The 24,606-nt window shown below is 45.2% G+C and carries 19 protein-coding genes and 1 pseudogene; 12 read left to right on the forward strand and 8 right to left on the reverse strand.

The window, feature by feature from the left end; all coding sequences use genetic code 11:
• The first annotated feature begins 3 nt into the window (after positions 1-3).
• Positions 4-894 carry a cation diffusion facilitator family transporter gene (locus ELR70_RS01135; RefSeq protein WP_054017418.1) on the forward strand — a complete coding sequence of 297 codons (891 nt, stop codon included), beginning with the start codon at positions 4-6 and terminating at the stop codon, positions 892-894.
• Positions 895-1,212: 318 nt separating this feature from the next.
• Positions 1,213-3,972, forward strand: coding sequence for an ATP-binding protein (locus ELR70_RS01140; RefSeq protein WP_082353366.1), 2,760 nt, complete (start codon positions 1,213-1,215; stop codon positions 3,970-3,972).
• 45 nt (positions 3,973-4,017) lie between these two features.
• Here ELR70_RS01140 and ELR70_RS01145 read toward each other — a convergent pair whose 3' ends face one another.
• Positions 4,018-8,514 carry an EAL domain-containing protein gene (locus tag ELR70_RS01145; RefSeq protein ID WP_054017417.1) on the reverse strand — a complete coding sequence of 1,499 codons (4,497 nt, stop codon included), beginning with the start codon at positions 8,512-8,514 and terminating at the stop codon, positions 4,018-4,020.
• 330 nt (positions 8,515-8,844) lie between these two features.
• Here ELR70_RS01145 and ELR70_RS01150 point away from each other — a divergent pair, with 330 nt between their 5' ends.
• Positions 8,845-9,039 (forward strand): (2Fe-2S)-binding protein, encoded by a 195-nt coding sequence (locus ELR70_RS01150; RefSeq protein ID WP_010380974.1) that lies wholly within the window; start codon positions 8,845-8,847, stop codon positions 9,037-9,039.
• Positions 9,040-9,100: 61 nt separating this feature from the next.
• On the opposite strand, the gene bfr (ELR70_RS01155) is transcribed toward ELR70_RS01150, so the two are convergent.
• The gene (gene bfr / locus ELR70_RS01155; RefSeq protein ID WP_054017416.1) at positions 9,101-9,565 is read right to left on the reverse strand and encodes a bacterioferritin; all 465 of its coding nucleotides are present in this window, start codon (positions 9,563-9,565) and stop codon (positions 9,101-9,103) included.
• A 9-nt stretch (positions 9,566-9,574) separates the two neighbouring features.
• A complete protein-coding gene (gene bfr / locus ELR70_RS01160; RefSeq protein ID WP_054017415.1) occupies positions 9,575-10,045 on the reverse strand; it encodes a bacterioferritin in 471 nt (156 codons plus the stop codon).
• Positions 10,046-10,404: 359 nt separating this feature from the next.
• Between bfr (ELR70_RS01160) and ELR70_RS01165 the strand changes: the two genes are divergently transcribed.
• The 4 genes from ELR70_RS01165 to ELR70_RS01180 all read left to right on the forward strand — a co-directional run bounded on the left by ELR70_RS01165 (position 10,405) and on the right by ELR70_RS01180 (position 13,804).
• Positions 10,405-11,763, forward strand: a complete 1,359-nt coding sequence (locus ELR70_RS01165; RefSeq protein WP_054017453.1) for an AlkA N-terminal domain-containing protein — start codon at positions 10,405-10,407, stop codon at positions 11,761-11,763.
• A gap of 28 nt (positions 11,764-11,791) precedes the next feature.
• Positions 11,792-12,256, forward strand: coding sequence for a methylated-DNA--[protein]-cysteine S-methyltransferase (locus ELR70_RS01170; RefSeq protein ID WP_054017414.1), 465 nt, complete (start codon positions 11,792-11,794; stop codon positions 12,254-12,256).
• A 72-nt stretch (positions 12,257-12,328) separates the two neighbouring features.
• Positions 12,329-13,159, forward strand: a complete 831-nt coding sequence (locus ELR70_RS01175; RefSeq protein WP_054017413.1) for a hypothetical protein — start codon at positions 12,329-12,331, stop codon at positions 13,157-13,159.
• 63 nt (positions 13,160-13,222) lie between these two features.
• The gene (locus ELR70_RS01180) at positions 13,223-13,804 is read left to right on the forward strand and encodes a thymidine kinase (protein WP_054017412.1); all 582 of its coding nucleotides are present in this window, start codon (positions 13,223-13,225) and stop codon (positions 13,802-13,804) included.
• Between the two features lie 14 nt (positions 13,805-13,818).
• Here the strand turns inward: ELR70_RS01180 and rlmF are convergent, their stop codons facing one another.
• Positions 13,819-14,685, reverse strand: a complete 867-nt coding sequence (gene rlmF, locus ELR70_RS01185; RefSeq protein WP_054017411.1) for a 23S rRNA (adenine(1618)-N(6))-methyltransferase RlmF — start codon at positions 14,683-14,685, stop codon at positions 13,819-13,821.
• Positions 14,686-14,852: 167 nt separating this feature from the next.
• Here rlmF and ELR70_RS01190 point away from each other — a divergent pair, with 167 nt between their 5' ends.
• Positions 14,853-15,758, forward strand: a complete 906-nt coding sequence (locus tag ELR70_RS01190) for an alpha/beta fold hydrolase (RefSeq protein WP_054017410.1) — start codon at positions 14,853-14,855, stop codon at positions 15,756-15,758.
• Here the strand turns inward: ELR70_RS01190 and ELR70_RS01195 are convergent, their stop codons facing one another.
• The 4 genes and pseudogenes from ELR70_RS01195 to ELR70_RS01210 all read right to left on the reverse strand — a co-directional run bounded on the left by ELR70_RS01195 (position 15,759) and on the right by ELR70_RS01210 (position 21,022).
• Entirely contained in the window at positions 15,759-17,246 is a 1,488-nt protein-coding gene (locus tag ELR70_RS01195) for a tetratricopeptide repeat-containing sulfotransferase family protein (RefSeq protein ID WP_277749863.1), read from the reverse strand. It abuts the gene before it with no gap.
• 65 nt (positions 17,247-17,311) lie between these two features.
• A pseudogene (locus tag ELR70_RS01200) lies at positions 17,312-19,750 on the reverse strand (TonB-dependent receptor); the annotation flags it as partial.
• A gap of 6 nt (positions 19,751-19,756) precedes the next feature.
• Positions 19,757-20,740, reverse strand: a complete 984-nt coding sequence (locus ELR70_RS01205) for an IS30 family transposase (protein WP_054016738.1) — start codon at positions 20,738-20,740, stop codon at positions 19,757-19,759.
• A gap of 48 nt (positions 20,741-20,788) precedes the next feature.
• Complete coding sequence (locus ELR70_RS01210; RefSeq protein ID WP_054016737.1) at positions 20,789-21,022, reverse strand: hypothetical protein; 234 nt, start codon at positions 21,020-21,022, stop codon at positions 20,789-20,791.
• 446 nt (positions 21,023-21,468) lie between these two features.
• On the opposite strand from ELR70_RS01210, the gene ELR70_RS01215 reads away from it, so the two are divergent.
• From ELR70_RS01215 to ELR70_RS25165, 4 genes are all read left to right on the forward strand, one after another.
• A complete protein-coding gene (locus ELR70_RS01215) occupies positions 21,469-21,840 on the forward strand; it encodes a hypothetical protein (RefSeq protein ID WP_054016736.1) in 372 nt (123 codons plus the stop codon).
• Between the two features lie 131 nt (positions 21,841-21,971).
• Positions 21,972-23,339, forward strand: coding sequence for a leucyl aminopeptidase family protein (locus ELR70_RS01220; RefSeq protein WP_054016735.1), 1,368 nt, complete (start codon positions 21,972-21,974; stop codon positions 23,337-23,339).
• Between the two features lie 145 nt (positions 23,340-23,484).
• Positions 23,485-24,462: a histidine kinase gene (locus ELR70_RS01225; protein ID WP_241566293.1), complete on the forward strand. Its 978-nt coding sequence runs from the start codon at positions 23,485-23,487 to the stop codon at positions 24,460-24,462.
• Complete coding sequence (locus ELR70_RS25165) at positions 24,459-24,605, forward strand: hypothetical protein (RefSeq protein WP_241566294.1); 147 nt, start codon at positions 24,459-24,461, stop codon at positions 24,603-24,605. The genes ELR70_RS01225 and ELR70_RS25165 overlap by 4 nt, the downstream gene beginning before the upstream one ends.
• The last annotated feature ends 1 nt before the right edge of the window (position 24,606 follow it).

Raw genomic sequence — 24,606 nt, forward strand, 5'->3', positions numbered from 1 at the left:
CGAATGACCGATCTGACTACACACCAAGCGTCTCGTAATCGACTTCTAATCGCACTTGCACTCACATGTACCTTTATGATTATTCAGGTTATTGGTGCATATTACGCCAATTCACTGGCTGTGCTTGCCGATGCCGGACACCTATTTGTGCACAATAGCTCTTTGTTTATTGCGTTACTGGCTTCGGCTGTTGCTATTAAACTGGCTAAAACCTATAACGATGGCTATAAAAAAGCAGAGTATACCGGCGGTCTGCTCAATGGCCTGCTGTACTTATCTATCGCCGTGATTATCTTACTTGAAGGTGGTGAACGCCTTGGCCATCATGGTCAAGGTCATGATTTGAATGTAAATGCATTTGCTATGTCGAGTATTGCAGCGGTCGGATTCTTATTTCATGGCGCATCTGCCTGGGTACTATATAAAGGACGCAAAGATAGCATCAATGTTTATGCGGTGTTTTTACATTCCTTTTTTGACTTACTCTCCACTATTTCAACGTTTGTCGCAGGTGTACTGATCCACCTAACGAACTGGGAAGTCATCGATATTGTATCGAGCATGCTGATCTCAGTGTTTGTTTTGTTTACCGGTATCAAAGTGATTTACACCTGTATTCAGGGGCTGAGAGAGAAAGCGCAGCTACTACCAGATGTTGAAAAATTGGAGCAGTCAATTCTGTCAACTGAGCATGTCGACAGTGTTCATAATGTCACAGTGACTATGCTGGATAACCAATTGACGGTTGGCGCGCATATCGTGTTGAAGCATCATTGTACCAATGAAATGCACGATGAGGCTTGCCGGTTGGAAGTTGAGCGCACTTTAATGAAGGGCTTTGCGGTCAAACAATGCGTTCTGCAAATAGAAAGCCACGATTGTCCCGACCACTAAACTTGGCAAAACTCAGTTTTTCCTTTACTTTTTAACAGTATCAGTAAAATTTGATTCATAAGTCAGCGTCAGTCAGGCGACATTTGTTTTGAATAGATGCAAGCGGTTGTTTATACCAATTTGCTTAAGTAAGTGGTCTATTTTGAGGCGAGAAAATATGCTCGATAACAAGGCGAAAATTTTGCTATTTAGTTGTTCTAAATGAGAAATTTTTAACACCGTTAGCGTCATATTTGCTCCTTCAAATTGACTAGGTATTAAGTGAAATTGGTATCATATAGCTGCATGAAAGTGTTTAGAGCCAGAGGAGCCTGAGTATTGTTTGGGAAAATTAAAGCATTACCTAAGGTAGCAATTGCGGTTTTGCTCGGGTTGTTGGGTGGTTTTGCAAACCTGTTACCTTTGTGGTTCCTGGATAGCTCCGAGTTTTTGCTTGGGCAACTGTTTGTAATTCTTGCATTAATGTCGCTGGGTTGGCGTTACGCTTTATTGTGCGTGGCAATTGGTGCGGCTTTCATTTTTTACCGTTGGGGCCATTGCTGGCCCTCTATGGTGTTTCTGCTAGAGATTGCCTGGTTACAGGTATTCTGTGTCAGGCCTAACAAGCCCTTGTTTATGCGAGGCCTCGCATTTTGGGTATTATTTGGTGTTCCGCTGCTTTTCCTGTTTGGCAAGTTTGCGCTGGATCTCAATCTGCTAGTGATCTTGACTGCACTGGCTAAGTATTTCATTAATGCCGCAATCTGCCTAGTTATTGTTGATTTGCTGTCGTTATTTTTGTTCAAACAACTTTGGCAAGCCAAGCCTCTGTATCGCATCTTAAATTATATGATCAGTCACCTTATCATTCTGGTGGTTCTGGTTACGACGATTATGCTGACTAACAGCCACTATGAGCGCATTGAGTATGAAGTCAGTGCGCAGCTGAGCGACGTGGCAAATACAACGGCAAAACGAATAGACAGCTTTTTGGGTAATCATCGCAGGGCGCTGGCCGATGCCGCTTACAATATTGAAAGGGGGTTGGACAAGCAACAGACGCTCACACGGCTGGTCGAGTCTTATCCAAACATTCGAACTGCTATCACGGCAGATCAGTCCGGACTGGTAACTCACTTTTATCCAGACACTTTAAGAACGAGTCTTGCAGGGGAAATGCCCGCAGTTTCCGATCGTCAGTATTTTATCCAGGCGCCTTACTATCCAGATGGATTTGTCTCCGGAATTTTCCGTGGCAGGGGCTTTGGTGATGATTCGATAGTGGCAATATCGGCACCTGTTTATCACCAAGAAGAGTTTGTGGGAATTGTCGAAGGCTCAGTATTTTTTCACACATTTGAGCAGTTTATCCCTCGAGTGTTGTCTCATATGGGCCATCTGATGATACTCGATAGCAACAATAAAGTGGTGTTTAGCTCATTAAAGTCAGACTTTAACACCCAGGATGAGATCAATGACGCCACCCTAAACATATTAACCAATGACAACCAAAATCTGTATATTGGTAAAACAGAAGAAGTGTTTTATCGACGCAGTGTTCGCTCAGAGCAATTTGGCTGGCAGGTCATCAGTTTAATCGAGCGTAAGTATGTTAATATGGCGGTTGCATCTGCCTGGGGGCAATCATTCTTCCTTGCCTTGTTTATTATCGCACTCAGCAGTGTACTGGTGAGCAAACTGACCCGTATGTTAATAAACCCAATGCATGACTTGAGCAACCGACTCAATAGTTTTGATCCTGCCAGTAGTAATGATGACTTGACGCCCAAAGAAGAAGCAACATTTCTTGAAGTCATTACGTTACAACAACAATTTACCCAACTGGCATTTAAGCTCTCAATGAGTTTTAAAAAGCTGCAAAAAGCCAATCAGGAAAACCAGTCTCTTAATGCTCAGCTGACAAATTTTAATGCTCAATTAGAGACTCAGGTTCAGGAGAAAACGGAAGAGTTGATTGATGCCCTTGATAGGGCAAACAAAGCCAGTTCTGCTAAGAGTTTATTCTTGGCCAATATGAGCCACGAAATTCGCACGCCACTCAATGGTATTATAGGTATGACTGCTGATATGCAGCGCAATACACACGACCAGTCTACCGCTGAGTCGTTGCAGATTATCTATCAGTCGGCACATAACTTGTTGTTGATACTGAACGATATTCTTGATTATTCAAAAATTGAAGCTGGTGCATTGCAATTAGACAAACAGGATATTGCCTTTCACAAGGTACTTCATGCTCTTACAACCTCATTTTGCAAAACAGGCGTGAAGCAAGGGGTATCGTTTAGTTATGATGTTGACGTGTCAGTACCGGAATATCTGTTACTGGACGAGTTGCGAGTGACGCAGGTTATTAATAATTTGCTTAGCAATGCAGGAAAATTTACGGAGCAGGGCAGTATTAAGCTGGTTGCTCGTTATGTGGATGATGCTTTACATATCTCTATTAGAGATACCGGTGTTGGCATTGCGAAGGAAAAGCAAAAGCTGTTGTTTGGCGAATTCATACAGGCTGATGTTTCTACAACGCGTAAATACGGTGGAACCGGTTTGGGATTAACGATTTGCAAGCGTTTGGTCGAAGCCATGGGTGGCTCTATTGAGCTGGAAAGTGCGTCGGGTCAGGGCAGTACTTTTTCTGTGATTATCCCGGCCGAACCGGGAGAAGCTCAGCACCAAGAAAAGCAGCAGGTTAACGCGCCAAACTTGCGTGGCGTCAATGTTTTATTGGTTGAGGATAACCCGATAAATCAGATCGTTGCAGCTAAGCTTATGGAACATACAGGATGTAGTCTGACCAAGGCCAACGATGGCCTGGACGCACTGGCTCTGTTGAAAGGGAGTAATATACCTCTTGTCTTGATGGACTGTCAGATGCCAAATATGGATGGCTTTGATTGCACGCGTCGGGTCAGACAAAACCCGGATCTCTATGGCTCGCCATACATTATTGCTATCACAGCCAACGCATTTAACGAAGACAGGGTCAAATGCCTGCAGGTAGGTATGGATGACTTTGTTTCTAAACCCATTGAGCCTGATGCTTTGTATCAATGTTTACATAGGTGGCAGCGTTAACCCATTCCTGAGCGGGCATACGACCCGGTATGCCCGTCACGTTAGTTAACTCACCTGAGCAACATCGGGTGGGTACTTTTCAAATAGCTCTTTTACACTAAGAGGCTTAGAAAAATAATATCCTTGCATGTATTCACATCCTAAATCCCTGAGAAAGCTGAGCTGTTGTGCTGTTTCAACGCCTTCGGCAATACAGGTCATATTGAGGTTTTGTGCGAGCATATAAATGGTTTTTACAATCGAACGATTGTGTGGGTGTGTTTCCAGAGTTCGAATGAAGCTTTGATCGATTTTTATAATATCGATTGGAAACTGGCTCAGGTAAGTAAGAGAAGAGTAGCCGGTGCCAAAGTCGTCCAATAGCAGCGTAAAGCCAAACTTTTTAAGTTCAGAGAGGGTTTTACTCGCTTTATGTCTGTCGGCCAGAAAGCTGGTCTCAGTGATCTCTAACTTGAGCTGATGATTACTCAAATCAAACTCAGCGACAATGCTGTTCAGTGAAGCCGCCAGATTATCACGCATTATGTGCTGAGGAGACAAATTCAGTGATAGATAAAATGAACTCTGTTGCTGAAAAAACGGGGCAAGTTCGTGCAGTGCATTGCGCAGCGCTTGTGTTGTCATTCGTTCAATCAAGCCCACGTCCTCTGCAATGGGAATAAACTCGGCAGGTGAAACGGGTGTTGAATCTAATTGCCAGCGCATCAGGAGCTCTACGCCCGTAAGAGCGTGATTGGTGGTATTCATGATAGGCTGATAGTGATTATAGAACTGGTTTTCTTCCACAGCCTCCTTTAAGGCCGCTTCGAGATTCAGCTTTCTGCTTAGATGGGCGTTCATCTCACTGGTAAAGAACTTAAAGTTATTTCTGCCGCTTTGTTTGGCACTGAGCATGGCGATATCCGCGTTTCGAAGCAAGCCTTCGGCTGTTTGTTCATCGAATGGAAATATAGCGATTCCAACACTAGCCGATATACTCATCGAAATACCATCTACGTCATATTTGTTACACAGATTGTTGATCATCTGCTGTACCAGTTCAGTGATCTGTTCAATGTCTTCGAATGTCTTAACTAATACAATAAACTCGTCGCCACTTTGCCGCCCCAGTATACATTGCTGCGTCAGTACACTGTTGATCCTTTTGGTGACGGCGATGAGGAGTTGATCTCCGGCATAGTGGCCATAGGCGTCGTTAATAGGTTTGAACTTGTCCAGGTCGATAAACAGCAAGGCGCATCCGGTATTATTTTTGGTGGCGTTATAAATGGCGAACTCAATGTGCTGGAGCATCAAATTTCGGTTGGGCAAATCGGTCAGGGCATCAAAGTTAGCCAGGTAACGAAGCTCATTTTGGGCCTGTTTCTGTTGTGATAAATCAGAGCCTACAATGACCAAAAATTCAATATCGTCTTGCTCATCGGCAATGGCATTAATACTGAGCTGAACTGTACTTTGTCTTTCATCATCAAAGGTGATGTCCACCTCCTGCTTGATGTTTTCGCGAACTTGTATTTTTCTTAGTGCGGCCAGTAACTGGCCAAGCTGCTGTCGTCCTAGTAGTTTTGTTAATTTCGATCGGGTTAGTTGCTTCTGGGGGTCTTGATCACCGAGGGCAAATGCTGCGGATAAGCTTTGGTTCACAGACAATAGCTGCAGGTTGTTATCCAGGATCAATAACCAATCCTGTATCTGGGACAGGGCTTGTGCAAACATCGCGGCATTGAGCTGGTTTGCTTTGTGCTCAGTAATATTGCTGTAAACACCAGATACCTTAAGCGGCACTCCAGAGGGGTCCCATTCGCTGACTTTGGCTATATCGTGATACCACAGCCAACCTTGCTGCTGAGAATAAATCCGGTACGTAATGGACAGCTGACTGTCCGGTGCTGCCAGAAAGCGTGCCCACTGACGTTGTACCATTTCTTGATCCTGTGGGTGAACCTTGTCAAAAAATGCTTCCAGAGAGAGTGGTTTGCGTTGACTCGGGCTTTTCGAGTTATCAAGTAAGGAGATTAGCTGAGTCTGGATATCCATACTCCATAAACCGCTGTGTGTCTTTTTGAGCGCTAAGTCTATCTGGGCTTTTGCATGGGCAAGTTCATCGAAGGTGTGTTGCAAAGCACGTTGCTTGTGGCGATGTCTGCGATAGATAAACGCAAGAGAACCCATTGCCAAAAGGGCATAGCTTGCTATGGCCAGCGGTGTGTTCCACCAGGCATATTTAATTTTGAAGTGAAGTTGATTTTCTGAGAACACTTCATTTGTTCCGGGCCTGTACTCCGTCAATGACAGTGTATAGTCACCGGGTTTTAAATTATTAAAAAACAGATAGTTATTTTTTATATTTTGGATGTTGGCAGAAACAGGGCCAGACAAACGAGCGTTAATAAAATGCCGCCGGACGCCAAATACATTGAACTGACTAAACTCAAAACGAAATCCCATATCATCATATTCGAACTGTAGTACTTGGTCACGCAGTTCTGCCGGTGATACCAGGACGGGTCTGGACATCAGTTGCACGTTTGAAAATCTAATCCTTTCCTCGTCGGATGACAAGATAAAGGCTTCGGGATTGAATTTTACGGCGCCATTGGGTGTACCAAATATGAGTGCTCCGCTATGCAAAACTCGGCTTGCTCCCAAGTTGAACTCATTGGTGACCAGTCCATGCCTGTGATCATAGTGGTTGAGCTGCAGTGAGCCCAGGTTGAGAGAATAAAGACCACTTTGGCTGCTAATCCAGAGTTTATCGTGCAAGTCTCGTTCAAGCTCATACAGGGTGTTTGTGTGCAGCCCCTGCTGTTCTGTGATGTGAATAATGGTTTGATAATCGCTGGTTTCAAGCGCTACCAGCCCCATCCCATTGGTTGCCAGCCAAAGTCGGCCCTGATTGTCCTGCTCCCAGTCGTTTATTGCGGGGTAGGTATTACCTAATGTTTTATTAGACTGCCATACCGTGTTTATTTGATGATTTAGTCTGTTATAGCTCAGTAAGCCTTCAGCTGTACTAAATAGCAGTTCGTCCGGTTTACTTGGCCTGGCAGGTAAAAACAATAAATTTTGCAGGTTGTCCAGTTGCGCTTCCAGTTCGTTGAGTGTTGTGATGGATTGCAATGCCAGATCATAAAGAAAAATATTATGGTGTGTATGAAACAGCAGGGTACGCTGATCGATCATAATTGAATCAACGAGGTGATCTTCGTTTCTCACTAAGACATTGTCGCCAGACATTGTAAGCCCGGATACTTGCCCGGTTTCAATATTAAACTGCTTAATACCTGATTTGGTATCAAGCAGCAGGATATTGTCTGCCAAATAAGGCGAGGTATAGATGTTGTATACGGCGTGGCTACCGTAAGCAGACTTACGATTTTCATCTCTAAAATAGCTTTGGGTCAGCTTGGTGTGGTTATTGGCTGAAAAATGATGTAAACCGTCATCACTGCCGAGCCAGATAGAGCCGTCATTGTTCTGATGAATGGCCCAGATGTTATTGTTGAAGTTGTCTTTGTGAGAAGCCAGCAATTTAAAGCGATAGGCTGATGTTGGCCAAACAAATGCGCCACTATTGTTAGAACCCATCCAGATGTTACCATGGTTATCCAGTAGCATAGTTGGAATGGTATTTTGTGGGGTCAGGTAGCGACTTTCACTGAACGAAAAAATCTTATTGGCGGTGTGGTTGCGTCGATTAACTAGATACAAACCCGAGTCTGTAGCAAGATACTCACCATAAGGACCGTGTTCGTGTGCCCAAATATTCAAATCAGCAACAAGCTGATAAGCCTGTTCGGTTAGTAGTTGTTTGTCTTTTGCCGGCACAACAAATAAGCCTTCGACTGTTCCTACCAACAGTCCTAATGCGGGATCAGGCTTTAGCAGCTTTACATTGCTATTAAGCGCCGTTTTTTTTGTTTGGCCTAAGTGACTAAGCGAAACAAGCTGGTTATTGTTCAGCTGCATGAGGCCCGTTTCTGTGCCAATGAGTAATGTGTCATGCCATGTCAGTAAAGTCCTGATATAAGCACCACTTGGTAAAGTCGCTAAACGTTTCGACATGTAGGTATTGATATCTATTTGATACAAAACGTTTTCTATAGCAATGACGTAGTTGTTATTAAATAGGGTCACGGCGCTTACGGCGGCGTCGGGGGCGATGCCCTGACGGCTTCCCTGAGCAAATAACTTGACCAGAGAAAATGTACTGGTATTGAGTAAAAATGCCCCTGATTGAGCGGTTGATATAAAGAGCTGGTCATCATCTAACAAGCGAATCAATATGATATCGCTACCAGAGAGGGTTTGCTGGCCATCAAAAGCACTAAACTGGCTACCATCATAGCGGTTTAGCCCTTGATGAGTTGCTATCCAGATATAGCCGAAGTTATCCTGTGCAAATCCAGTTACACTTGACTGAGACAGGCCTTCTTGCGTTGACAGCCTGCTAATCTGATTCGCATAATAAGACGCTGCGATCACACAGTGGTGACACATAAATAAAAAAGACAATATAACTGCTGTGAACCAGTTGTTCATTCATACGTTCCCGGGCGCACATCAGTGAGCAGTCCATTCACGTTTTGTGCAGTAACACTCGCTGAGTCATACTTTGCTCAGATTATGTTAATTATATCAATTTATATGCTCAACTGAATGAGATTTCATAAAAATGCTGCTTTTTCTCTCTTTTGTGGGAAAAAATACAGCTAAAGGTGGAAGCATAAGCCATTGAACTAAAAGATGTCGTAGGATTCAATTCAATGCAACTACGAATTATTCTCATTATTTCTGCTTTTGTTGTTGATAACCATTTTTGTTTAGATTAAAATTGTACTCAGTTAAGGTTATTGAGAATGGTTTTCAGTTATGTATATCTGCATTTGCCACGGTGTCACGGATAAAAAAATCGCCGAGTCAATTGATGATGGTGCACGGTCAATGCGCGATTTGAGCAAAGAGCTGGGTGTGGGATCACAGTGCGGAAAGTGCTGCAACTGTGCGAAGAAAATACTGAATGAAAAGCTCATTGATATCGTTGATGTCACGGAGCAGGTTGCTTAATTCCGCCGATATATCAAAATAGCATTCTCAAGAAAAAGGGCCTTTCGGCCCTTTTTTGGTATTACATTTGAGTCTGGAGGTAGTTTTCAATGCCTGTGATTTTGATGAGGTGCTGCTGAGTTTCCAGCCAGTCTATCTGTTCTTCCTGTTCATTGAGGATATTGTCCAGCGCTTCTCTGCTGATGTAGTCCTGCTTTTCTTCACATAAGGCAATGGCGTCAACCAAATCCTGCAAGGACGCTTGTTCAAAAGCCATGTTGGCCGCAATCATTTCCTCACTGTTTTCACCTATTTTCAGTCTGCCCAGGTCCTGCAAATTAGGTAAGCCTTCAAGGAACAGGATGCGCTCAATGAGTCGATCAGCATTTTTCATTTTCTGGATTGACGTTTTATAGTCCGCTTTGTCCAGCTGAGTGAAGCCGAAATCTTTAAACATACGCGCATGGAGGAAATACTGATTAATACCAACTAACTCGTTCGCCAATACGGTATTCAATGCACTAATAACTGCTTTATCGCCTTTCATGATGATTCCTTATGCTAACTGAGATTGCAGGTAATTCTGGATCCCGATTTTGTCAATCAGTCCAATTTGTTGTTCTAACCAGTAAACATGGTCTTCTTCCGTATCAAACAATAGCTTTTCTAGTACCGCTCTTGACTGGTAATCTTGCTCTTGTTCGCAAATTTTGATTGCGTGCTTAACGCTTTCTACCACTTCCAGTTCGAGTTTCAGGTCGTTTTCCATCATGGATTTAACGTCGTTACCGATCAGCAGGTCGCGACGTTTAGTCATATTAGGGACACCTTCCAGGAACAAGATACGCTTAATCAGCCAGTCCGCGTGCGTGGTTTCTTCTTCCATTTCGTGATTTAGACGTTCGTAAAGCTTATTTAGTCCCCAATCATCATACATACGAGAATGAATAAAGTACTGATCGATGGCTGCCAGTTCGTTAGCCAGTAGCGCGTTGAATGCATCGATTACCTGTTGCTTGCCTTGCATGTGTGTCACCTCAATTCGTTCTAAATTGTCGCCAGTGTACGTATAAAAAAGTACATGTCAACAAAAAAGCTATATAAATCAACATATTAAATATTGATTATTATTCTCATTTCAGTTCAGTTTTTGGACTTTAAATAGCAATCAGATGCAATAGGCGGTTTGTACGACAGGTTGTTGATAAGGTTGTAGAGCTGAGCTGCAGCAATGTGATACCCGATCACATCTATAAATTGACGGTCAGTACGCGCATAATGGCACTATAGAATGGCAGGAAGTTGCACTTATTGAGTTCCGAATATGGCGAGTCTGGGTGCATTATTTGGTTAAACTGGGTGCAAGTTGCAAAGTTGAGTGATGACATGTTGTCTTCAGAAGTATGCGCGAATGCGCGCAAAAGTCGGGATGCCCGCTTTGATGGTTTATTTTATGTGGCAGTAAAGAGCACGGGGATCTATTGTCGGCCGATTTGCCCTGCGCCCGCCGCAAAAGAGCACAATGTTGAATACTATCAGCATGCCCATAATGCGGCACAGGCAGGGTTCAGACCTTGCATCCGTTGTCGGCCTGATAGTGCGCCCGGGAGCTATGCCTGGATGGGGACGCAAACGACAGCGGTCAGGGCTAAACACCTGATAGATAGTGGCTTTCTGAGTTCAGGGAGTGTAGAGCAGCTGGCGGAGAAACTTGGCATCACTTCGCGTTATCTGAGTAAATTGTATCAGCAATATTACGGTATCGCACCAAAGCAATATGCACTTTATAAGCAATGCGACCTTGCAAAACAGTTGTTGCAGCAAACAAGCTTACCGGTAACTGAGATAGCGTATGCCTGTGGATTTAATTCTGTGCGGCGCTTTAATGATGCATTCAGTCAGCTATATCAGATAACGCCGTCGAGCTTGCGTGATGGTGCTCAGGCGAGTCGTCAGATTGAATTAATGATGTCATTTCGCCCCCCTTATAACTGGCCAGCTCTCAGAGGCTTTTTGGCCCACCGGCTGGTTACGCCGTTGGAGTGGTTAGAGGATATGGCTTATGGCCGAAACTTTCTTTTGGGTGTCTATCAAGGCCGATTTACAGCCAGGTTTGAGGCGCAAAAGAATCGTTTCAGGGTAAGTATTGAGATCAATGACCTCAAAGGGTTACCCCTAGTTGTGAGCAATATTCGTCGGGTGTTGGACTTGGATGCAGATACTGGGTTTATAGAATCACACTTACAGCGGCAGTGTCCCGATATGTCTCTTGAGGAAGGGCTCAGGCTGCCAGGGATCTGGACGCCCTTTGAAGCGGGTATTCGGGCAATACTGGGCCAGCAGATAAGCGTCGCTGCGGCAAAAAATCTGATGATCCAGTTGGTAGAGCAACTTGGTAGTCAACAAGCGGATGGGACGTTTCAATTTCCAAGCCCGCAAGCGATAGCAGGATCTGAGCTGACATTTTTCAAAATGCCCGCGCGCCGTAAACTCGCTATTGTTTCATTGGCGCAGCACTATGTATCAGAGCTGGATTGTATGCCCGAATCCTGGCTAGCAATCAAAGGAATAGGACCCTGGACGGTTGATTACGCTAAAATGCGTGGCTTGAGCGCACCTGATGTTTACCTGGGTGGGGATTTAGGAGTACAAAAAGCAATTGACCGGGTAGGGCAGATAGATGTGCCCGGCTGTGCCCCGTTCAGAAGTTACCTGACTTTTCAACTGTGGCAGCAATTAACTTGAGCAAGCATCGATTCTGTGGAGAAAAACTATGATGATTCAAACACACTTGGCAAGCCCGGTAGGCGAAATCACCGTGCAGGCGAGTGATAAGGGACTTTCTTATGTTGGCTTTGCGCCCAAGATACGCCTGCCTGAAGGAACCAACCCGCACCTTGACAAAGCGTGCCTTCAGTTAACAGAGTACTTTGATGGAAAGCGTGAACGATTTGAAGTGGCATTGGATACACATGGTACCCCTTTCCAAAAGGCCGTATGGCAATTGCTTTGTGAAATTCCTTTTGGTGAAACCAATACCTATGGCTGGATGGCGACCGCGCTAAACAATCCCAAAGCGGTTCGAGCCGTTGGGGCGGCAAATGGCAAAAACCCAATTAGTATTATCGTACCTTGCCACAGGATCATAGGCGCCAATGGCAAACTCACCGGATATGCCGGCGGTTTGGACAGAAAGTCATGGCTGTTGGCTCATGAAGGGATAAAAATTCCCCAGTAATCTTGGTGTCGCGTAGCCAAGCCATCAGGTGGGTTATATAATAAGAGAAAGCCCGACTTAAAGTCTGTTTTAATGCGATTTATTTTAATCTCTCTGTTGTTTTTGTTTGCCTGTAACCAGGTCAGTGCAAAAGTGTCTGTGAGGCTATGCTACGAGGACAAGCATATTCCGCCTTTCTTTTTGGGGAATGGATTGGATGTACCCAGAGAAAACCCGGGAGCGACCATTGAGATTTTACGCCTGCTTGAGACTCGGGTTGGCGGTGTGCAGTTTGAATTTGTCCGCAAACCCTGGCAACGCTGCCTTTATGAAATTAAACGAAACCGGGTAGATGCGGTTATCGCCAGCTATCGTTCTGCGCGGGAGTCTTTTTTGTCATACCCGCTAAATGAAGACGGTTCGCCAAATACACTCAGCTCAATCAGCCGGCTGGGGACGTGTTTGGTTGGCATGGCGCAATTAAAAACTGCCATGAGCACCGAGCATTACCCGATTAATCTTGCTGTGCCCAGAGGGTATTCGGTGGCTGACTCTGTCGGCAGTGACAGGTACACCATACTCAATACCGACTCTCAAAGTGATGCCTTTGAACTCGTTCTTAAAGGTAAAGTACATGGCACCTTTGGGTTGTGCCAGGTAGATGGTAAGGCGGTGTCTGCATTCCCTTATCGTCGTCAGTTAGAAGCCGTTTATCCACCACTAGACATCAGCTTTGGCTATCTTACGTTTTCCAAACAGTTCAGAGAGCTACACAGTGAAACCGCACTTGCCCTGTGGTCCTCGTTAACGACCACTGAGCTACATCACATTTATATTGCGTATATAAACAGACAAAGCTATCCCGGCGATACACTGGATAGCAGTGAAGTACCTTCACAGCCGCTTTGGCATGTGTTTGAGTAAGCTGGCTAATTTGCGGTAGTTTGGGTAGACTATCGCGAATTTTTAGCGGCTGATACATAAACCATGGCGCAATTATACTTTTACTATTCAGCTATGAATGCTGGTAAGTCCACGACACTTTTACAATCTGCGTTTAATTACAAAGAACGGGGAATGAACCCGTTTATACTTACAGCGGCACTTGATGACCGTGCGGGGGTTGGCAAAGTCGCGTCTCGTATTGGTCTGGAGGCAGACGCACACACCTATGAGCCGACCACAGAGCTGTTAAGCCTTATAAACAAACATCATGATGAGCAATCGTTGGACTGCATTCTGGTTGATGAGAGTCAGTTTCTAAGTAAGCAACAGGTTTCGCAGTTGACCGACGTGGTCGATTTATTGGGGATCCCGGTGCTTTGCTACGGACTAAGAACTGACTTTCGTGGAGAGTTATTCGAAGGAGCCCAGTACTTACTAGCCTGGGCCGACAAACTGATCGAGCTAAAAACAGTTTGCCATTGTGGCCGTAAGGCGAATCATGTGTTACGACTTGACGCCATGGGACGCGCGATTGCTGACGGTGCTCAGGTTGAGATTGGCGGTAACGACCGGTATGTATCCGTCTGTCGAAAGCATTACAAGGCAGAGCTCAACAAGCTTTGAGCTCTGCCCTGATTTTAATAGCGCCAGGCGATAAAGCGGCTGAACTTCTGGCCTTGTTGCATTTCGATGACTCTGATATCGCTTGGCTTGACAGCTTGCAGTGCTTTTTTTAAAGCGGGTAGGTTGTCTTTTTTGGATACCAGTGAAGTAAACCAGCCAACTTGCTCTGCGAATATCTGACTTTCTTTGATCATGGTTTTGATAAATGCCAGTTCGCCACCTGGACACCAAAGCTCTGGTGCATGACCACCAAAATTCAATTTAGTGCTTTGTGGTGTTTTACCCAGGTTACGCCATTTTCTCGCCGTGCCCGCTTGCGCCGCTTGTTCACTCTCATGGAAAGGCGGGTTACACAGCGTAAGCTGATAGTAATCTTTTGCAGAGATGACCCCACGAAAAATTGCACGCTCATCTTTTTGCTGTTTGATTTTAATACCTAATCCATTTGCTTTGGCTATGGTCTGCGCCACTGACACTGCCACAGGGTTAATGTCCGTGCCTGTAAATTGCCAGCCATATTCAGCCTGACCTATCAAGGGGTAGATTAAGTTGGCACCAGTACCAATATCAAGACAACGGATCTGTTTACCCGTCACAGGAGTTCCCTGATTATCGTCGGCCAGTAAGTCCGCCAATGCATGAATGTAATCTGCACGACCTGGCACCGGCGGGCACAGGAAAGGCTCAGGTAACTGCCAGAATTTGACACCATAGTCACAGGCCAGAAGCGCCTGATTTAATGCTACGATAGCGGCTCGGTCAGCAAAGTCTATGGTGTCTTCTTTGCGTGGACTGGTAATGAGATGTTGTTTTAGTGCTGGATTCGCAATACAAAGCCGGGCGAAATCATAGCCCTGTCGGTGTTTATTTCTGACGTGCATTAGGTATGTGTCAATTCTCTTACTTGGTGAATTGCGTATTATATCTAAATTCTGATGTTTGCGCCGCTACTTTGCCAAAGTATGCAGACATCAGGTTAGAGTAGGCGAGCTTGCGATGACTATGTCTGGCTGGTACGATGAGTTTAAAAATGATGAATTAACCTCACATGATTAAGCAAAACTCTCTCTATGTGTCAGTGTCGGATGGACACCAGTTGCACCTTCGCCATATTTATCATGAGCAAGCTATGGGGCCGGCGGTATTGTTGTTACACGGCGCTGTGGAGAATGGAAAGATTTTTTACACCCACAGTAATAAAGGGCTTGCGCCTTTTTTGGCCGAACATGGTTATCAGTGTTTCGTGGCAGATTTGCGTGGCAGGGGGGAGAGTAAGCCGGCGATCAGCAAAGGAGATCGGCATGGACAGACAGAATCGATAGTTGAGGATATCCCCGCCATTTTAAGATTTATCACAGATAAAACAGGTAAACGGCCACAGTTTTGGGTCGCTCACTCATGGGGTGGTGTGCTATTAAATAGTGTACTTGCCCGGTTTGAACGTGAGAGTGAGCATGTCAGTGCTTGCGTATACTTTGGGACAAAACGTAGCCTCTATAATCGTCATCCAGAAAAGCTGCTTAAAGCGAATGTGATCTGGTACACACTGGCGTTTTGGCAGGTTAACAAGCATGGCTATCTGCCGGCCCGGCAGCTTAAGTGGGGCTCGGACAATGAAACGCGCAAGTCTCACGAACAAAGCGTGCAGTGGGCAAAGCGCAAACCCTGGGTTGATAGTGATGATGGTTTTGATTATGCCGCGGCACTTCGAAGTCGCGCACTACCACCGACTTTGCACATAGCAGGAGTCAAAGATAAGGCACTTGCACAGCCCATTGACATTAAAAAGTTTATGGCTGAGTCAGGCACAGGCGTTCAGGAGATCAAAGTATATGGCCGACGCTATGGTCACCGGCACGACTATGATCACATTAATATGCTGACTCATAGCGGTGCACGTCAGGATCAGTTTTCAGACCTGCTGGCCTGGTTTGAAAACTATAAAGAAGCCTGACTAGACAGGTGAATTTACACCAGAGTGCGCTGAAGCCAGCTCCTTATTGATCTGCGTCTCAAATTTTTTCCAGTTTATCAGAGGCGCTGCGTTCAGGGGTTTGCGGACCTGTGCTTTGCTTAATGTCGTGACGACTTTATGGCTTTTGTGGAACTCCATACACTCCGGCTCGTATTTTTGGTACATAAAATTGAGGGCCTTTCTAATCTCTCGTTCAGGTTCCTCAAGTAGCTTTTCATAACTCAGAGTATGAATATTTCGGGGCAGCATGGCTTTAAAATGCGTCATTACATCGTCCGTCATGTCACTGTAAAGCTGGTACTCCTGCAAAGAGCAGAAATAGGGCTCATCTTCTGCGAAATGATTACTATAGACTGACCAGGCATTGGGCATAAACTCTCTGGTTATATGTATAAAGCGAGCGTCAGGAAACATTTTATAGATCAGGCCAATATTCTGAAAATTTGCTGGCAGCTTGTTTATCACCGCCTCTTCTGCAACACGGTGTCGCTTAATCTCATCAACGTACAAATTACGGCAATGATCGAGCATGGAGGTACTGAGTGTTTTTACGCAGTCCGGAAACGGGGCCTCGTTACGCATGCTCAGATAGGGAACAATATCGTCACTGATCACCGTACTCTCGCCCATAGAGCCAACCTGTGAGTGTTGGATCAGCATTTGTTCCAGCAAGGTGGAACCTGTCCGTGGCAGGCCGACGATAAACACGGGTGTAAAAGTCGCTTTTACTTTGTCCGCAGGCTTGTTAAAGAAGTCTTGATTAAAACTCTGCTTCAGGTATTCGAAAAAGGGTTGCATAGCAGATGTATGGAAATCGCACAGTTCGTGCTGAGCTGAATTCGCTTGCTGATAATGACTAAACGCAGTGTCTACGTCTGATAACTTCTCATAGGCTTTGGCTTTTGCGTAGTGGACCACTATCTGTACTCTTGGGTTGTCGATATCGGCAGCCAATGAATCGAGTAGCGTCAGATAGTCGTTGAGCTTCTCACCTTCAGTCAGTTTGATCAACTCGTGGAGCATAAAGACGGTAATCGCAGAGTGGGGGCAGGATAAGCCGGCCTCGAAGACGTTTCGAGCGTTATCGATAAAGCCATAGTCCAGGTAAAACTGACCCAGATGGTAGTGGGCCTGTGCATTATGTCTTGCTACGCTTAACGTATATTCGAGTACAGTTTTGGCATCAACGGGCGACCCGACGGCAATAAATGCATCGGCCAGCGCATACAAGGGATCGAGCATTTTTGGTAAATGTTCGCATGCACGCTTTAAATAGTATATGGCGTTATCATATTGCTCTAGTCGCATACAGATCCTGCCAAGACCAAACAGGGCTTTGCCATTTTTTGGGTTTTGTTTCAGGACTTGTTTAAACATGAACTCGGCTTCACGTAAACGATTTTCTTCGAGTAATTCTGAGGCTCTTTCTAGCAGTAACATGTGGTTATAGAGAAGTTTTTTATACATGATAGAAATAAAAAGGGGAAATAGCTATAGCTACTTCCCCTTTGTTTCTGGGTTACAGTAAGTCGTTAGAATGTGTAGGTTGCTTTCACGTAGTAGAAGCCACCATTGATCCCAAATGGAGACGTTTCATAATAGATACCGCCCCAGTTGTTGGCTGGTGTTAACTCTGTTTTACCTTCCTCCAGGAAGTCGACAACTTTTTCAGCATCTTGATCGAAGATGTTGTTTGCACCGACTGTCAGGCTGATGTTTTCAGTCGCAAAGTAAGTTAGCTCGGCATCGAACGTGAAGCTAGGATCGGCCATGATAGCTGTTGCATCATAGTCTACGTGTACGCCTTGATACTCACCATAGTAGTTGTAACGAAGGAAGCCTGAGAAGTCTTCCCACTGTTGCGTCCAGGTATAGGTTGCTCTGTGTTCTGGCAAGTCTTTTTCCAGGCGCGCTACCTTGAAGTCACCGGTTATCTCTGAGAACTTATCAACTTTGGTTTCATTCCAGTTATATGCAGCACTGAATGTCGCAAAGCCACCCAACAGATCCATAGAATAGTTCGCAACTATATCTACACCCTGAGTTGTGGTATCGAAGTCGTTGGTAAAGAAAGAGACCTGCGCTATGCTATCCACATTTGGAACACCATCCGCTTTTAATGCCGCTTTTTGTTCCAGCGTTAAATCGACCTTTTTTGACTGGCTCAGACGATCTTCAACTTCAATATTGTAATAGTCTATGGTCAGGAACAAATCGCCCGACTGATAGACTGCACCAAAGGTGTAACTTTGCGACTCTTCCGGTTGCAGCTCACTACCACCGAGTATTTGTGAAACCGGGTTGGTTGGTGGTAATAGTGCCGAGTCAACCAGTACACCGCTGCTCAGGTTAGTTTGAACGTTACTGACATTGGCCTGGCCAACGGTCGGTGCACGGAAACCGGTACTCAGCGAGCCGCGTAGCGCCAGATCTTCTGTGGCGTGATATTGCCAGGTTACTTTGTAGTTGGTTGTTGACCCAAAGGTATCATAGTCCTCGTAGCGCAATGCCCAACCCATCAGGAACTCTTCAGTAAACGGCGTCTCGATATCGATATAGGCTGCGTAGCTGCGGCGTGAGAACTCACCACCTTGTGACGGTTTAAAGCCAGGGAAACCGTTAGAGCCTATGCCAAACCCTTGCTGTGTTAAAGGGCCCGCGGTAAATGAGGGCTCATCACCCGGGATTACTTCAAAGGTTTCTTCTTTCCATTCCAGACCACCAGCAACGTTAACATCGTAAGCGAGGCCAAAATCATAGCCTTTCGAAAAATCAGCATTAAAGTTCTTCTCAAGCTGAATATATTTGCCTGGACTGAAATCCATTGGCGTGTCAGGACCCATAGAGGCGTTAATGGTGTTGGTGATAAAGTAGCGAGACTCGTTACGGCCTACTGAACCGCTGAAGTCATAATATGCTCCTTCCATAAAACCGCTTGTGAACTCACCTTTGGTACCTATGGTAAGAGACGTATCAGTGATATTACCGCCGAAGAAAGGCGTAAAACCTGCGGGCAGCATGTTGTTAAAGGCAAAACAATTTGCCGCGGCAAGCGAATCCAGTGCTGCCTGATCCGGTAAGCCATTTGCTTGTAGCTCAACAACGGGGCAGTTGATCTGCTGGTCGTACCCATCCAGAGAACCCACTAAGATAGTCGGTGTTGCATCATCCCACAGTTTTTGCTGATCTTCGTCGGTTAGATGACGCCTGGTTGGCGTGCCATTAACGTTACGGATCACACCGTTATAAACCTGTCCACGTGTGGTTGGGTTACGATAGTAGAAGCCGCCTTTGACATCCCGCTCTGAATAGTTACCGAACATATAGAACTGGGAGTCGTTGGTCAGCTCAAGTCCGACATTACCAAACAAGGTGATGTCGTCGTTGATTTCTGGTGCACCCCAGACCTGAGCCGGGTCTCTCACACCTTCTAAACCTGCATCAATAAGAGCTTGTGCATCCGGACGTTGTACGCTGCGGCTGGTTGGATCGGCTTCTTTATACTGAAAACTTAAGTTTGCAAAGCCCTGGTCAGTGAATGGCAGACCAATGTTACCCTCTACCGTAGTTGTATCACCGTCGCCTTCATAGTATTGGCCTTGTTTGACTGAGATACTACCGCCTTCAGAGGCATCTTTAAGTACAAAGTTGAGTACCCCGGCGATGGCATCTGAACCGTACTGAGCTGCCGCGCCGTCACGTAATACTTCAACCTGTTTCAATGCAATGCTGGGGATTACGGAAATATCCGGACCCTGAGCACCATCGTTAATGCCTCCACCCAAAAACGCGATGACAGATGAGCGATGACGGCGTTTACCATTAAGTAGAATTAAGGTTGAATCAGCGGGCAGACCGCGCAAGTTGGCCGGACGTATCAAACTCGCCGCATCACTAATTGGGTTAGCGTGAACGTTTAGTGAGGGCACTGAACCTTTGAGCAATTCCAGCATGTCGTCGCCACCAGCCTGGCAGGTTCAACTTGGAAGTGCACCAACTTTTTCATTATAGATTTCAAATGGAGTTTTGTAATCAAGGCACCTCCTGGGCCTTGAGTTTAAATTATGCTCTATTTCTTGAATCTGTTTGTTGGTTACAGTTGAGAAATCAGTACCTTTGGGCAGATACCTTCGAATTAGGCTATTTATCTGCTCAACAGCTCCTTTTTCCCAACTATGGTAGGGCTGGCAAAAGTAAGAATCACACTGCAATGTCCCGTTTACCTTTATGTGCTGAGCATTTTCAGACCCATTATCATAAGTAATCGATTGAACAAATCCTGCGGGGTGTGAACTTAGGCGTTTTATTATTGCATTGCTTGTTACTAATGCACTCTTGGAGCTTAGCTTGGTTATATGCACTAGCCGTGTTGCTCTTTCTATGATGACATTCAGTGCCGATTTCTTGTGCTTAGATACTACGGAATCGCTCTCCCAGTGGCCTAATTGGGAGCGCTCATTTATAAATGTGGGCCGTTCCAGGATGCTTGTTTTCATTGAGCATTTTTTGCTATATCGACGTGATGGATACTTTTTTCTGCGCTTTTTGTGTTTTCTAGCCAAGCACGCTATGAGTTCAGGAGGCGAACTGTAAACGAACTGATAGATTGATTCATGGCACACATAGGGAGCTTCATTAGTAAGCTTGAGACGTCCTGATATAATCTGAGGGGACCAGCCTTTCCTGAGCTTATCTAACACATACAGCCGTGTCTCAGAAGTCTTCAGCTTTTCACGTTGAGCACGCTTACTCATCCTGGCCTTGTACATATCATGAGCTGGATTTGGATAGTATGTTGGCACGTAATAGTCATAGATATTCCTTTTGAGCTCTCTACTAATAGTGGAATGAGAGCGATTTAGTAAACGTGCAATTTCACGTATCGTTTTATCCTGATAGTGAGACCAATTAAAAATAAGCTTCCGCTCTTGATGACTCAAATGACAGTATTTTTGACCCATTTTGCACCTCCAAAATAGCTAACTTGAACTATAGTGGTGCACTTCAATTTAGAACATAGCCTTGCTTAAATCATCGCCACCTATGATGTCGATTGGTACGGGTGAATCACCCACGGAACGCGGTGCTGCGCGGGAGCCTACGACCGCAATTTTCTCAATTTTTTTATCAGCGCCAGCATCAGCCTCTTCAGCCTGAACGCTGGTTACAGCCAATCCCATTGTTGCAGTAGACGCCAAAGCAAATTTAATCGCACGACTTAGCGCATTTGTTTGTAGTTTCATCCTGTTTCCCCAGATATTATATGTTGTCATAATTCACAATATACATAACTTGCACCTTACTTATTAACTAGGCATGTACTCACCATTAAAGATAATTGCAAATATGTTCACTGCACAGTTAAAGGTAGCAGTGAATTTAACAAGGTCAAATTTTCAAGTAACTTTTTGTTTGTGGTGCAAAAAATGAGCTTTTTCGTTGTTTTTATGGGTACTGAACAAGTTGAAATAAACTCACCAAATTCGCATTATTGCGTATTTTGATGTGTTTCTTGGGTGGGATACTCAAAACATACCTTGTTAAAAGCTTCAACTTGCCAGCTGCACTGAGTCGTTATGTTTCTCATTGCTAGCAAAATGATGAGGCCCTTCTTAGTGTCTGAGCGCGCTAACGCCCCGTTTTTATTTCTGCTACTATTGGAGGTACTATGGTTCCCCAAAGTATGTGAATGCGATTAATTAAAGTAGTACATAAAGCCCCAATTCGGGTCGTAAGGATCAGTAAGAAACGCCAACAATTAAGGCTTCGGCGTGCGCTTGTAGGTTTAAAACTTGCTTTGGCCCAGGAAAAACAAGAAACACGCGAAATGCTGGATATTTACAAACGTTATCCGCAAGGAGGGGTGTCTAAACAAGAGCTGTCCGCGGCAAACCAGCAGTTTGTCGATATTTTGAAAGGATTGGGTCTTGGTGTATTCGCTTTATTGCCTTTTGCGCCTATCACCATCCCTTTGATTGTCAAGCTCGGACAGTGGCTGGGTGTCGATGTACTTCCCAGTTCTTTCTCATTGAATAAAAAGCCAAAAAGCAAAGAAAAATAACCTAGTAGAAGCCTGAAATCCGTTTGCCCGTCTATTATTGGCTTTTTATATCTCTTTATGCATCCAGTGAGTGAAATATTTTTCCCACCTTGGTATTCTCTTGTCAGGTTTATGTAATTCAAGAGGCACGTATGAGTCATTTACTTGTTCACTCATCACAAGGAATACCGGTACATTTTATTAAGGAAAGTCAGCTAGGCGAATGGTTAGGGGAAAACGCGCCACAAGCCAAAAATATCACGCTGGCTACCAGACAAAAAGCGCAGAAGACACTATTGATCCCAGATGTTCAAAGCGGCGAAATCAGCGCCGTTTTGTGTGTGGTGGAGTCGCTGGATGATATGTGGCTGGCAGGGGACCTGTCCGCTCAACTGCCGCAAGGTACCTATCGTTTACAAGGGGATGAGGCGTTTGTTGAACAGGCCGCGCTTGGTTACCTGCTAGGTGCATATACATTCGACGCATACAAGAAGGCCTCCGCACCGAGCGCCAAACTGGCCATTGAGTCAGAGGTCATGTTGAAAAAGTTGCAGGATCAGGCCGATGCTATTTATCTGGTCAGAGATTTGGTAAACACCCCGGCTGCTGACATGATGCCTCAGCATATGGCAGAGATCTGCATTGAGATGGCAGCGCAATTTGGCGCGCAGTTTTCTCAGATTGTGGGTGATGAATTGCTGGAAAATAACTATCCAACCATCCATATGGTTGGCAGAGCCAGCGAAAACAAGCCACGTTTACTCGATTTAAGTTGGGGTGATGAGGATGCACCTAAGCTAACTTTGGTTGGTAAAGGTGTGTGTTTTGATTCCGGAGGCTTAGATCTTAAGCCAGCATCTGGCATGCGCAACATGAAAAAAGACATGGGCGGCGCAGCTCACGTACTGGGCCTTGCCCATATGATTATGGCGGCCGGGTTACCTGTGCGTCTGCGAGTATTAATACCTGCGGTTGAAAATGCTGTGTCGCGTAACGCATTTCGCCCCGGGGATGTCATCCAGACGCGTAAAGGCCTGACGGTCGAAATTGACAACACAGACGCAGAAGGTCGCCTGGTATTATGTGATGCTCTGGCGGAAGCGCAATCGGAACAGCCTGATCTGTTAATCGACTTCGCGACCTTGACTGGTGCATGTCGAATTGCATTGGGTACAGAATTACCGGGCTTCTACAGTACTGATCAGGACGTGGCTAATGCGATGATTGCACAGGGCAATACGCTTCAGGATCCTATCTGGCAGCTGCCGTTGTTTGATCAGTATAAAGCACTGTTTAAGAGCGATGTGGCCGACATGGCGAACTGTGGATCAACCCCGTTTGGTGGCTCTATCACCGCAGCTCTGTATCTGAAAGAGTTTGTTGAACCAGAGCAGACTCCCTGGGTACATTTTGATGTGATGGCTTGGAACTTGCGCTCGCTTCCGGGCAGACCTGTTGGCGGTGAAGGACTTGGTTTAAGAGCCACTTTTGCCTACCTTGAACAGCGCTATGCATCATAGCCAACCTGTCTGAGGACAAAAATAAAAAGGGCCACAGTGGCCCTTTTTTAATGTTTCTAAATAAGGAAAATCTGGGAGGTCAGGTTGCTAAAATTTTTAAAAGTTTTACAGTATCCCAGATTTGCCTCTTATCCTGAGTATCATTTTGTCCCTATTTAAACCTCATCAGTCTGACCAGGCACCGCTCGAACCCGAGTCTTCAGCACTACCGCATTTGTCTAAGCAATTCTGGAGCTTGCAAATCGCGGGTTGGTTGGGTTACGCAGCCGTCGTGTTTTTGGCGATTATTCAGCCTCAGTTTGATTCACCAGGTTTTAATTTGCCGGGCCAGGTGCTCAACCTGAGTGTCGAAAGCCTCAGTGGGTTTTTGCTGTCTTATCTTCAATGGCTGTTTATTCGCAAAATCATCCATCAGCCGTTGCAGCGCACTTTGGTTATTAGTTTTCTTTCTGCAGCCTTGTTGGGGCTCATTTACAACATCATTAAGCTTGCCAGTTATAAAGTCATTGTTCATGACCAGCACTGGAACCAAGCCTGGAATATGCTGGAATTTGGCGGCTGGTTGTTGTTTTCATTGACCACTATGTTTGTCTGGACGTCGATATTTTTTATCATGCTGTATAACAGTAGATTGCAAAAAGAGCACGAACGTTTGCTCAGAGCACAGACCCAGGCAAAAGATGCTCAGCTACAAATGCTGCGTTATCAGCTCAATCCGCATTTTATGTTTAATACCATGAATGCCATTTCAACTTTGATCCTCAAAGAGGATAACGACACGGCATCAGAAATGCTTGATAAGCTGTGTGATTTCTTCCGTCATTCACTTGAGGCTACACAGCGCAGTAGGATCTCTTTGCAGGAAGAAGTTCAGCTGATCGAGTTGTATCTGGCAATAGAAAAAGTTCGTTTTGGACAACGGTTGTCAGTTCGCTATGCGATTGAACCTGAGGTGCAGAAGGCACTGGTGCCGAACATGTTATGTCAGCCTGTGGTTGAAAATGCTATCAAGTATGCAATTGAACCAAGCAAGCAGGGGGAGAAGTCAGCATATTGGCAAAACAGCGGGCGAAGCAACTCGTTATCGAAATTTCAGACAGTGGCACCGGTGGCAATGCCATGACCGAAAAAGGGTTTGGGATCGGGCTTAACAATGCTAAATCGCGACTGGATATGATGTATAGCGGTAATTTCACCGTCTCTTTGAATAAGAATGCAGCCGGGGGCAATACTGTGACCTTAGTGCTGCCATATGAGGTTGACTGAT

This window comes from Pseudoalteromonas sp. R3 (genome assembly GCF_004014715.1).
GTDB lineage: Bacteria > Pseudomonadota > Gammaproteobacteria > Enterobacterales > Alteromonadaceae > Pseudoalteromonas.